Consider the following 12,500-nt stretch of genomic DNA (forward strand, 5'->3'; position numbering starts at 1 on the left):
ACGTCGCCCCGACCGCTATACGTGGTCGGGGCGACGTCGTACATACGTGACGGACCCGCCTGGTTGGGGCGGTCCAAGCGCCTGCTTGCCGCGGGGCGGAGCCGGTGCGGGGAGAGCGGGTACCGCCGGAGCGCGGGGCAGTATGGGGGATTGTGGCGGGAATCGCAAGGAGGAACACCGCCTCGGCGTGGATCGATGCGGCGTGAGCGTGTAGGCTAGCTCTTCGCGTACCTTGTGTGTACTGGCCCCAGTGGCGCTGCCCAACGGTCAGCCGGATGGCTGGACCAACCGGAAGGGAATAACCGGAAGGGAAAAGGGTGGCGGTCGCCCGGACCCGCACCGCAGTGTACGCAGAGTGGTCCCCGAGATGAGGGAAGGATCCCCTTTGGCTGCCTCGCGCACCTCTGCACCAACTGCCGCTGAAATCGCCGCGCGCACCGCGTCGCGTCGAATCAATTTCGCCAAGATCGCCGAGCCGATGCAGGCTCCGAACCTTCTCGGCCTGCAGACCGAGAGCTTCGACTGGCTCGTGGGCAACGAGAAGTGGCGCTCCCGGGTGGACGCCGCCAATGCCGCCCAGCCGGGCTCGCTGCCGGAGACCTCCGGGCTGGAAGAGATCTTCGCTGAGATCTCGCCGATCGAGGACTTCGGCCAGACCATGGCCCTGTCCTTCCACGACCACCGCTTCGAAGAGCCGAAGTACACCGCCGAGGAGTGCCAGGAGAAGGACCTGACCTACTCCGCACCGCTGTACGTGGTGGCGGACTTCGAGAACTTCACCACCGGTGAGATCAAGTCCCAGACGGTCTTCATGGGCGACTTCCCGCTCATGACGGACAAGGGCACCTTCATCGTCAACGGCTCCGAGCGCGTAGTTGTCTCCCAGCTGGTCCGCTCCCCGGGCGTGTACTTCGAGCGCACCACCGAGAAGGCCTCGGACAAGTACGTGTACAACGTCAAGTTCATCCCCTCGCGCGGCGCCTGGCTGGAGTTCGAGGTGGACAAGAACGACCGGGTTGCGGTGCGCATCGACCGCAAGCGCAAGCAGGACATCTCCGTGTTCCTGCTGGCCCTGGGCCTGGACGAGGCCGAGATCCGCGAGGAGTTCAAGGACTTCCCGGCGCTGACCACCGCCCTGGATGAGGACCGTAAGGTCACCACCCAGGATGAGGCGCTGCTGGACATCTACAAGAAGATCCGCCCCGGCGAGCCGCCCAGCGTGGAGGCCGGCCGCACCCTGCTGGAGAACTTCTACTTCAACGCCAAGCGCTACGACCTGGCCAAGGTCGGCCGCTACAAGATCAACAAGAAGCTGGGCCTGACTGCGGACCTGAACGAGTCCGTGCTGCGCATCGAGGACATCGTTGCCGCCATCAAGTACCTGCTCGCCCTGCACGTCGGCGCCGAGACCATCGAGGGCGTGCGCGACGGTGAGATCGTCGACGTCGCAGTCGAGTTCGATGACATCGACCACCTCGGCAACCGCCGCATCCGCGCCGTCGGGGAGCTGATCCAGGCCCAGGTGCGCACCGGCATGAGCCGCATGGAGCGGCAGGTGCGCGAGCGCATGACCACTCAGGACGTGGAGGCCATCACCCCGAACACCCTGATCAACATCCGGCCCGTCACGGCCGCGATCAAGGAGTTCTTCGGCACCAGCCAGCTGTCCCAGTTCATGGACCAGAACAACCCGCTGGCCGGCCTGACCCACAAGCGGCGCCTGTCCGCGCTGGGTCCCGGTGGTCTGTCGCGTGAGCGCGCCTCCATGGAGGTCCGCGACGTGCACACCTCCCACTACGGGCGCATGTGCCCCATCGAGTCCCCCGAGGGCCCGAACATCGGCCTTATCGGTTCGCTGGCGACCTTCGGGCGCATCAACCCCTTCGGCTTCATCGAGACCCCCTACCGGGTGGTGCGCGACGGCCAGGTCACCGATGAGACCCACTACCTGACCGCCGACGACGAGGACCGCCACGTCATCGCCCAGGCGAACGTGGAGCTCACCGCGGACGGGCACTTCGCCGAGGACCACGTGCTGTGCCGCGTCACCGGTGGAGAGCCCGCCCTGGTGCCGGCCTCGCAGGTGGACCTGATGGACGTGTCCCCGCGGCAGATGGTCTCCGTGGGTACCTCACTGATCCCCTTCCTCGAGCACGACGACGCCAACCGCGCGCTGATGGGCGCCAACATGCAGCGCCAGGCCGTGCCGCTGATCCGCCCCGACGCCCCGCTCGTGGGAACCGGCATGGAGCGCCGCACCGCAGTGGACGCCGGCGACGTGGTAGTTGCGGCCAAGGCGGGTGTGGTCACCGAGGTGTGCGCCGATTTTGTGCGCGTGGCCAACGACGACGGCACCGAGACCGTCTACAAGGTCGCCAAGTTCCGCCGCTCCAACCAGGGCAACTGCTACAACCAGCGCGTGGTCGCCTCCGAGGGCGAGCGGGTTGAGGTCGGCTCGGTGCTGGCGGACGGCCCGGCAACCGCCGACGGCGACCTGGCCCTGGGACAGAACCTCCTGGTCGCGTTCATGACCTGGGAGGGCCTGAACTACGAGGACGCCATCATCGTCTCCCAGCGCGTGGTTGCCGAGGACATTCTGACCTCGATCCACATCGAGGAGCACGAGGTCGACGCCCGCGACACCAAGCTGGGTGCCGAGGAAATCACCCGCGATATCCCCAACGTCTCCGAGGAGGCGCTGGCCAACCTGGACGAGCGCGGCATTGTCCGCATCGGCGCCGAGGTGCGCAGCGGTGACATCCTGGTAGGCAAGGTCACGCCCAAGGGTGAGACGGAGCTGACCAGCGAGGAGCGGCTGCTGCGCGCGATCTTCGGGGAGAAGGCCCGCGAGGTGCGTGACACCTCCCTGCGCGTGCCCCACGGCGAGTACGGCATTGTCACCGGTGTGCGCGAGTTCGACGCCTCCTCCGAGGACGCCGAGCTGCCGGCCGGCGTGAACCGGATGGTGCGCGTGTACATCGCGCAGCGCCGCAAGATCACCGTAGGTGACAAGCTCTCCGGCCGCCACGGCAACAAGGGCGTCATCTCCAAGATCCTGCCGGTGGAGGACATGCCCTTCCTGGCGGACGGCACCCCGGTGGACGTCATCCTCAACCCGCTGGGCGTGCCCAGCCGTATGAACGTCGGCCAGGTGCTTGAGCTGCACCTGGGCTGGGTCGCCTCCCGCGGCTGGGACGCCTCCGCGGCCCGCGAGGCCGGCGAGGAGTGGGCGCAGCGCCTGCCCGAGAACGGCGTGGCCGCCGAGCCGCGCACGCCCGTGGCCACTCCCGTGTTCGACGGCGTGCGTGACGACGAGCTGATGGGTCTGCTGGACTCCACCCTGCCCAGTGGGGACGGCGTGCAGCTGGTGCAGCCGGACGGCAAGGCACGGCTGTTCGACGGCCGTTCGGGTGAGCCCTTCCCGTACCCGATCTCGGTGGGCTACATGTACATCCTCAAGCTCCACCACCTGGTGGACGACAAGATCCACGCCCGCTCCACCGGCCCGTACTCGATGATCACCCAGCAGCCGCTGGGCGGTAAGGCGCAGTTCGGTGGCCAGCGCTTCGGCGAGATGGAGGTGTGGGCCATGGAGGCCTACGGCGCCGCCCACGCCCTCCAGGAGCTGCTGACCGTCAAGTCCGACGACGTGGCGGGCCGCGTGAAGGTCTACGAGGCCATCGTCAAGGGCGAGGACATCCCCGAGCCCGGCATCCCCGAGTCCTTCAAGGTGCTCATGAAGGAGATGCAGTCGCTGTGCCTGAACGTCGAGGCGCTGGACGCCGAGGGCAACGCCATTGGTCTGGATGACACCGACGACGACGGCCGCCGCGCCTCCGAGGAGCTCGGCTTCGACCTGGGGCGCCGCCCGGGCGGCAACGCCGTCACGGTGGATGAGATCTGACCCTCAACGCCTGCGGGAGGGGCGCCGTCGGCCGCTCCCGCAGGCCATCGGGCCCTGTGCCGCCGTGGAACCGCGGTGCGGGGACCCCAAGACTTTTGAGCTGACCACTCTGATTCGGAAGTAGGAACTGTGCTCGACGCCAACGTGTTCGACAGGATCCAGCTCGGCCTTGCCACCGCCGAGGACATCAAGTCCTGGTCGCATGGCGAGGTAAAGAAGCCCGAGACCATCAACTACCGCACGCTCAAGCCGGAGAAGGACGGACTGTTCTGCGAGAAGATCTTCGGCCCCACCCGCGACTGGGAGTGCGCCTGCGGCAAGTACAAGCGTGTGCGCTACAAGGGCATTGTGTGCGAGCGCTGCGGGGTGGAGGTCACCCGCTCCAAGGTGCGCCGTGAGCGCATGGCGCACATCAAGCTCGCCGCGCCCGTCACCCACATCTGGTACTTCAAGGGAGTGCCCTCGCGCCTGGGCTACCTGCTCAACCTGGCCCCCAAGGACCTGGAGAAGGTCATCTACTTCGCCGCCCACATGGTGACCGAGGTGGATGAGGAGGGCCGCCACGACGACCTGCCCTCGCTGCGCAACGAGTTCGAGGTCAAGAAGAAGCACGTCGAGGAGGCCGGACAGGCCGACATCGAGGCCCGCCAGCGCCGCCTGGAGGAGGACCTCGCCCAGCTCGAGGCCGAGGGCGCCGAGCAGGCGCAGCGGGACAAGGCCCGCAAGACCGCCGAGCGGGAGATGGCCTCACTGCGCCGTAAGAACACCCGCACCCTGGAGCACATGGACAAGGTCTGGGACCGCTTCGTGTCCCTCAAGGTCGGTGACCTGGAGGGTGACGAGGTCCTCTACCGGGACATGGCCGCCGACTACGGCATCTACTTCAAGGGCGCCATGGGCGCGGAGGCCATCCAGGACCGCCTGCGCACCTTCGACCTGGAGGCCGAGGCCGCCGCCCTGACCGAGATCGTCGACAACGGCACCGGTCAGCGCAAGACCCGCGCCATCAAGCGGCTGAAGGTGATTAACGCCTTCCGCATGACCGGTACCGCCCCCGAGGCGATGGTGCTGGACAACATCCCGGTGATCCCGCCGGACCTGCGCCCCATGGTGCAGCTGGACGGTGGCCGCTTCGCCACCTCCGACCTCAATGACCTGTACCGTCGCGTCATCAACCGCAACAATCGCCTCAAGCGGCTGATGGACCTGGGCGCCCCGACGATCATCGTCAACAACGAGAAGCGCATGCTGCAGGACGCCGTCGACGCCCTGTTCGACAACGGCCGTCGCGGCCGCCCCGTCACCGGCGTGGGCAACCGCCCGCTGAAGTCCCTGTCCGACATGCTCAAGGGCAAGCAGGGTCGTTTCCGTCAGAACCTGCTGGGCAAGCGCGTGGACTACTCGGGCCGCTCCGTGATCGTCGTCGGCCCGCAGCTGAAGCTGCACCAGTGCGGCCTGCCCAGCCAGATGGCCCTGGAGCTGTTCAAGCCCTTCGTCATGAAGCGGCTGGTGGAGCTCAAGGAGGCGCAGAACGTCAAGGCCGCCAAGCGGATGGTCGAGCGTGCCAACCCGAAGGTCTGGGACGTGCTGGCCGAGGTCATCCGCGAGCACCCGGTGCTGCTCAACCGCGCCCCCACGCTGCACCGCCTGGGTATCCAGGCCTTCGAGCCCCAGCTGATCGAGGGCAAGGCCATCCAGCTGCACCCGCTGGTGTGCGGCGCCTTCAACGCCGACTTCGACGGCGACCAGATGGCCGTGCACCTGCCGCTGGGCGCCGAGGCGCAGGCCGAGGCCCGCATCCTGATGCTGTCGAGCAACAACATCCTCAAGCCCTCCGACGGCCGCCCGGTGACCATGCCCTCTCAGGACATGATCATCGGCACCTACTACCTCACCCAGGAGCCGGACCCGGCCGTGGCAGTGGAGACGGATGCCGACGGCGAGCCGATCGTTCCGGCCTTCTCCTCCTACGCGGAGGCGGTCATGGCCTACGACTTCGGCAAGCTCGACGTCAACGCCGCCTGCGACATCCGCTTCGAGGAGGGCATTACCGCGCCCGAGGACTGGCAGGCCCCCGAGAACTGGAGCGAGGGCGACCCGATCACCCTGCGCACGTCCTTCGGTCGCGCCCTGTTCAACACGGCGCTGCCGGAGACCTTCCCCTACGTCAACTACACGGTTGACAAGAAGAAGCTGGGCAACATCATCAACACGCTGGCGGAGTCCTACCCGCGGGTTGAGGTGGCCGCCTGCCTGGACGAGCTGAAGGCCAACGGCTTCCACTGGTCCACCTGGTCCGGCATCACCGTGGCCTTCGCCGACGTGGTCTCCCCGCCCTCCAAGCCGGAGATCCTGGCCCGCTACGAGGCCCAGGCCGCGGAGATCGAGGAGCAGTTCGGCCTCGGTGCGCTCACCGAGGACGACCGCTACAAGTCGCTGATCGACATCTGGACCAAGGCCACTGACGAGGTTGCCGAGGCCATGCGCGCCAACTTCCCCGAGCGCAACACCGTCTACCAGATGGTGGCGTCCGGTGGTCGTGGTAACTGGGACCAGATCCGCCAGCTCGCCGGTATGCGCGGCCTGGTGGCCGACCCCAAGCAGCGCCTGATCGAGCGGCCGATCGAGTCCAACTACCGGGAGGGGCTGTCCGTCCTGGAGTACTTCATCGCCACCCACGGCGCCCGCAAGGGCCTGGCGGACACGGCGCTGCGCACTGCCGACTCCGGCTACCTGACCCGCCGCCTGGTGGACGTCTCTCAGGACGTGATCGTCCGCGAGGACGACTGCGGCACCCGCAAGGGCCTGACCAAGCGCCTGTTCACCTGGCGGGAGGTCGGCGGCGAGCGCGTCAAGGAGGTCTCCGACATCCTGGAGACCACCGTGTTCGGTACGACGCTCGCCCGTGACGCCGTGGACGCCGACGGTAACGTGGTGGTCGCGGCCGGAACCGACCTCAGTGACGCCGATATCCGCGCGGCGATCGACGCCGGCATCGAGGAGGTCGTGTGCCGCTCCGTGCTGACCTGCGACTCCGCCGTCGGCACCTGCGCCGCCTGCTACGGCCGCTCCCTGGCCACCGGCAAGCGCGTGGACATCGGCGAGGCCGTCGGCATCATCGCCGCCCAGTCCATTGGTGAGCCCGGCACGCAGCTGACGATGCGTACCTTCCACACCGGTGGTGCGGCCGGCGCGGCCGACATCACCCAGGGTCTGCCCCGCGTCCAGGAGCTCTTCGAGGCCCGCACCCCGAAGGGTGAGGCCGCGGTGGCGGAGGCCGCCGGCACCCTCAAGATCGAGGACGACGCCGACGGCAAGCGCCTGGTCATCACCCGGGCCGACGGCGAGGAGGACCTGGTAGTACCGGTCTCCCGGCGCCAGCGCCTGCTGGTCACCGACGGGGACCACGTGGAGCCGGGCGATGCCCTCACCGAGGGGCCGATCGACCCCAAGAAGATCCTGCGACTGCGCAGCGTGGGTGCCACCCAGCGCCACCTGGTGGACGAGGTGCAGGAGGTCTACCGCTCCCAGGGCGTGGACATCCACTCCAAGCACATCGAGGTCATCGTCCGTCAGATGCTGCGGCGCGTGACCGTGCTGGACACCGGTGACACCAACCTCCTCCAGGGAGACCTGGTTGACGTCTCCCGCTACCGCGAGGAGAACCGCCGGGTCATGGCGGAGGGCGGCAAGACCGCGTCCGCGCGCACCGAGCTGATGGGTATCACCAAGGCCTCCCTCGCGACCGACTCGTGGCTGAGCGCCGCCTCCTTCCAGGAGACCACGCGCGTGCTCACCGAGGCCGCCATGAGCGGCAAGTCGGACCCGCTGCTGGGCCTGAAGGAGAATGTCATCCTGGGCAAGCTGATCCCCGCCGGCACCGGCCTGGCCCGCTACTCGGACATCGAGGTGGAGCCGACCGAGGAGGTCAAGGCGGAGGTCTTCTCCCGGGCCGGCTACGCCGGGGGCGACACCTTCAGCATGGGGGAGTCCGTGGCACTCGACGACGACTTCTCCTTCAGCGGTGACTTCCGTGCGGACTTCTCCGATGACTTCCGCACGGGTTTCAACGCCTCCTCGGAGGACTTCCAGTTCTGACACCCCGAAGCTGACGGGCGGCGGGCAGCCGCCGCACCGTTGCCGCTTGTGAGTTGGCCCCGGCGAGCACTCCGCTCGCCGGGGCCAACTCGCTACACGGGCCCGCGCTCGCGCGGCATGATGTAGTGTCGCCCACAGTAACGGCGGCGTGCGCAACGTGGAGCGCACGCCGCCGCCGCGCGGACCTGAGCCAGGAGGATACGATGGACATGATTCCCGGTGACGCGGCCAATGACGCCTCCTCCCCTAAAACCAGCCCGGACAGGCTCGAGGAGCTCGCCGACAACTACCCGGAGCTGCATGCGCGAATCGTGGTCAATCCGGCATGCCCGGAGGGCCTGCGCCAGTGGATCCTGTCGCTCGGTTCGTCCGAGGTACGGCGCGCGTGGGAGCAGCACCAGGGCGCGCAGCAGCCGCCCGGCGGCGCCATGGCCCCGGCTGCGGGACCGGTGCCACCCCGGCCCGGAGTACCGCCCCGGTCTGGAGTGCCGTCCCAGCCCGGAGTCCCGCCCCAGCCCATGGCGCAGCCGAAGCGCAGCGGGGGCCCGCGAGCGATCCTGGTGGTTGTGCTGGTCCTGGTCGCGCTGTTCATGCTCTACCAGTGCGCCTACGGGGTGCTTACCACGCTCAGCGACAGCAGCCACTCGGGTAACGCCGCCGACACACAGGATCCGTCGGCCGGGGACCTTGTCAGCCCGGCGCCGGACGACGCGGTCGAGGCCTTCTGGATTCAGAGCCCCTCGCAGAACATCTCCTGCGAGCTGCATGATGACATCGTCGGCTGCTCGGTGGCGGAGCGGTATTACGCCGAGGCCGGCCAGGAGGATTGCAGCCAGTCCCTATTCTCCATCGGTGTTGCCGACGGCTGGGCCTCGCTCAGCTGCGGGAATGACTTCATCGGTAGCGCCGATGGCGTGCTGATCACGCTCGACTACGGCTCGTCAGCAGCGAATGACACGTTCGCCTGTACTTCGCGGGAGAGCGGTATGACCTGCTGGAATCAGGTCACCGGCTCCGGCTTCACCGTCTCCCGGACCGAGTACACAGTGTTCTGAGGGCTCGCAGGGTGCTTAGGGTGCTGGGGCAGTGGGGCGCCCGGAATTGACTACTGGCAATCGAGTATGAGAGTGATGGAAGTACTACGCTTGGGCCCCGGGCAGTCGGCCACGTGGCCCGTGCCCGGACATGACGCCCTGCGGGTGCGCAATGCGGCCGCCCTGGACCTGGAAGGAAGTCGTCTACGATGACGTCGCCAAGATCGGACTCACCCGCGCTGGGGGCGTGGGACAGTCAGGCCAAGACGCCCTCCTCGGCTCCGGGGGCCGATCAGGACCCGCAGCCGCACGGTGTATTCGATGCGCAAGCCCCGCTTGAGGGCGGGGGCGAGGGCTCGGTTAGCGCGTTTGCAGGCCGGGCGGCGGAGACTACGGCCGGGTACGCCACGACCAGTGCGCCGGTGGGGCTACTCGCCGGATCCCTGGCCGCGTCTACGCTGGGACTCGTGCTCGCTATCCTGTTCGAGCAGATCGCCGTCGCCGCAGTTGCGTGGGCGCTCGCCGCGCTGGTCGGCCTGGGACTCGCAACGCTCTTCGTGGTCAAGGACGCCCAGCGGCAGGCGAACCCGTGGTACCTCTACAAGAAGCGCGCTGTCATGTTCCACCGGTTCAGCGTGGTGCTTGCCGTCGCCGCCGTCGTTGCCGCGGCTGTGCGGATCGCCCTGTACGTGGGGAGGCTGTGAGCATGGCAGGGAGCACGGTACGGCCCGAGCTGCGCCGCAGGGGGATCCTGCGCTGCCTGATCGCGCTGGTGGGAGCCGTCTGCCTCGGCTTGACGCTGCTGGCAACTCCGCCGCGGGCGGCCGCCGACGAGGAGCCGGCCACGCCGCCGCGCTCTGGCATGGATGACTTCGGAGCCTGCCTCGTCGGGCGGGGAAGCGGGTCCCTGCTGCTGCTCCTGGACCAGTCGGGGTCACTGCGCGAAACCGACCCGGAGGGCACCCGGGTACAGGCCGCGAGCTATCTCGCCGAGCGCCTCGCCGACTTCTCGGAACGCAGCGGTGCGGTGGTGGATGTCCGCGTCGCCGGATTCTCCGACTCCTACGCACCTGTAGGCGAGTGGACCGGGATCTCCCCGGACAACGTCGCGGCTGTCAAGCAGTCGGTCGAGGCGATTGGCTCAGACATCCGGGACTACGACACCGACTACTGGACTGCGCTGGAGGGGGCCAGGCAGGACCTCGTGGATCATGACGAGTCGGGCTGCCGTGCGATCGCCTGGTTCTCCGACGGCGCCTTCGACCTGGACGTGCGGGACACGCGCGCGGTCCGTGACGCCATCGGCAGTGAGAAGCCCTATGCGCCGGGCGTTTCGCTGGACGAGGAGTCCGGCGTGGCACGGGCAGAGGCCGCAGGTGTTGCGGACATCTGCCGCGACACCGGGCTCGCCGATCAGCTCCGCGGCTCGGGCGTGGTGCTCCTGGGTATTGGGCTGGAGGCAGGAGACACCGACCTGACGCTGATGCGCCGGGTGACGCTCGCCGGCGGAGATAACGCCGCTTCTGCCGGGCTTGAGGCATGCGGGGCCCTGTCCTCCCCGCAGGGTGCCTTCTACACGGCGGGCGGCATAGACCAGCTGCTGCTCGCATTCGACGCGATCGGGACCCCTGGGGACACGGTCCGCTCGTCCTCGGTCGAGATCTGCCAGGGGCAGGTCTGCGCCGACGGCGAGCTGTCCTTCGTCCTGGACAAGTCGGTGGACACGGTGCACGTGCTGGCCACAACGGACGTGGATGACCTGGACGCATACCTGTACCCGCCGGGGGCGTCTGCGCCGATGATCCTGTCGGCGCAGGCGGGCGACGCGCAGCCCGCCGACGGTATCAGCTACCAGTGGCGCACTCGGCGCACACTGGAGATCGACCTTGACGCGGCCACCTCCAAGGCCTGGGACGGGCAGTGGCGGATCGCCTTCGTCGACACGCGGGCGCAGTCCGAGGACAAGCAGGTGCATGTGAACCTGCACCTGACCTCGCCTCTCACGCTGAGCTGGAAGGACCTGGACACCACCACGCTGCGGCAGGGTGAGAGCGTGGAGGCGACCATCGTGCTGCTGTCGCGTGTGGACGGCGATGTAGTGCGGGCTGACAAGTTCACCGGTGCGGTCTCCTACTCCGTGACGCTGACGGATGCCGCGGGGGAGGAGCACACGCTGCTGGACTCGGACGACCTGGGCGACATCGAGCACCCGGTGGAGCTCGCAATCGGCGAGGACGTCGCCGTGGGCACGGGAGCGGTTACGACCTCAGTGGCGGTGACGACCGCGGATGCGACCGACGGCGGAAAGACGATTCCGGGCACGCAGCTGGACCCGACCACCAGCTCGGTCCCGGTGACTGTGAACCCGCCGTCGAACTTCCCCGAGCTGGGTGCCACGATCGACTTTGGAAGACTCGAGAAGGAGACGACCGCGACGGCCGAGCTGGATGTCACCGGTCCCGGGTGCGTCTGGGTGGGCGCGGATTCGCTTAAGCTCACGGGCGCCCCCCATGGGGCCGGCGACATCTCCGTGAGCGCCGCTGCCTCCACGCCCGAGCAGTGCGTTAGCGCGGCCGATGGCGCCAAGGCATCGCTCCCGCTCACGCTGACTGTCGGCAGTCAGGCCAACGGCGCCGTGACGGGGACCGTCAAGGTCTCGGTCGCGCCTCTGGACGAACCCGAACGGGTGCAGGTCGTCGAGGTCCCCATGACTGCGGAGATGCGGCGGCCGCTCAATGTCGCCACCACGTGGAGCACCTTCGCCATCGCACTCGCTGCGGGCATCGGCATTCCCCTGGCGCTGCTCTACCTGTTCAAGTCGCTGTCGGCACGCATCCCCGCGGGAACACTGATCGCCGGGACGAAGGTGGTCGAGGTTCCGCAGGCCGGCAGCGCCGCCTCCATCGATTTCGGCCCGGAGGAGCTGACGATGCACTCCCTGACGCGGCGGCAGCGCGATTGCGCCGTGGCGGGTTTCCACCTGCGCACGGTGGTGGGCATATCGCCCACTGAGGCGCCTTACGTCGTGGTGGCGGGACCCGATGCCCCGTCCGTCTCCGGGGCCGTCGGCGGCGCGCGAGACGGCCACGCCGTGCTGCCGCTGGCGGTACGCGGGAACTGGGTCGCGATTCTTGACCAGCCGGACTCGCCCCGGCGCGTAACGCTGCTGGTACTGCTCGCCTCGGCGGCCCCGGAAGCGATCGAGAAGGTGGTTGCCGACGCCCGGGAGCACCTGGCTACCGCGGTCGCCTCGGTCGCGAGCTCGTCCCGCCCGGCCGTGGCCCAGGATGCGGGCGCCGGACTGGGGGCAGATGCGGGCGCCGCGGACCCGGGCCTGGACGGGGCCAATCCCTTCGGTGACTCGGCGCCTCTAGGGGGCTCTGCGCCCGCCGAGGACTCATCCCCGTTCGGATAGTGACATACCGCGCACCGATATGGCGCACGCGATAACTTGGCCCTTGACG

The 12,500-nt window shown here is 68.4% G+C and carries 5 protein-coding genes; all 5 read left to right on the plus strand.

Going from position 1 to position 12,500, the window contains the following annotated elements:
- Positions 1-385 precede the first annotated feature (385 nt).
- Complete coding sequence (rpoB, locus tag GZ997_RS04915; protein WP_162679078.1) at positions 386-3,904, plus strand: DNA-directed RNA polymerase subunit beta; 3,519 nt, start codon at positions 386-388, stop codon at positions 3,902-3,904.
- Between the two features lie 129 nt (positions 3,905-4,033).
- Positions 4,034-8,002, plus strand: coding sequence for a DNA-directed RNA polymerase subunit beta' (locus GZ997_RS04920; RefSeq protein ID WP_162679079.1), 3,969 nt, complete (start codon positions 4,034-4,036; stop codon positions 8,000-8,002).
- 203 nt (positions 8,003-8,205) lie between these two features.
- On the plus strand, positions 8,206-9,057 hold the full coding sequence (locus GZ997_RS04925) for a hypothetical protein (protein WP_162679080.1): 852 nt from the start codon (positions 8,206-8,208) through the stop codon (positions 9,055-9,057).
- Positions 9,058-9,245: 188 nt separating this feature from the next.
- Positions 9,246-9,740 (plus strand): hypothetical protein, encoded by a 495-nt coding sequence (locus GZ997_RS04930; protein ID WP_162679081.1) that lies wholly within the window; start codon positions 9,246-9,248, stop codon positions 9,738-9,740.
- Positions 9,741-9,742: 2 nt separating this feature from the next.
- Positions 9,743-12,451, plus strand: a complete 2,709-nt coding sequence (locus tag GZ997_RS04935) for a VWA domain-containing protein (protein ID WP_162679082.1) — start codon at positions 9,743-9,745, stop codon at positions 12,449-12,451.
- Positions 12,452-12,500 lie beyond the last annotated feature (49 nt).

Origin of the sequence: Actinomyces sp. 565, from assembly GCF_010365615.1 — a bacterium.
GTDB lineage: Bacteria > Actinomycetota > Actinomycetes > Actinomycetales > Actinomycetaceae > Actinomyces.

Bases quoted from the DNA above. Each gene is read 5' to 3' on its own strand.
- GZ997_RS04925 (WP_162679080.1), top strand. From the start codon at position 8,206: ATGGACATGATTCCCGGTGACGCGGCCAATGACGCCTCCTCCCCTAAA.
- GZ997_RS04930 (WP_162679081.1), top strand. From the start codon at position 9,246: ATGACGTCGCCAAGATCGGACTCACCCGCGCTGGGGGCGTGGGACAGT.
- GZ997_RS04935 (WP_162679082.1), top strand. From the start codon at position 9,743: ATGGCAGGGAGCACGGTACGGCCCGAGCTGCGCCGCAGGGGGATCCTG.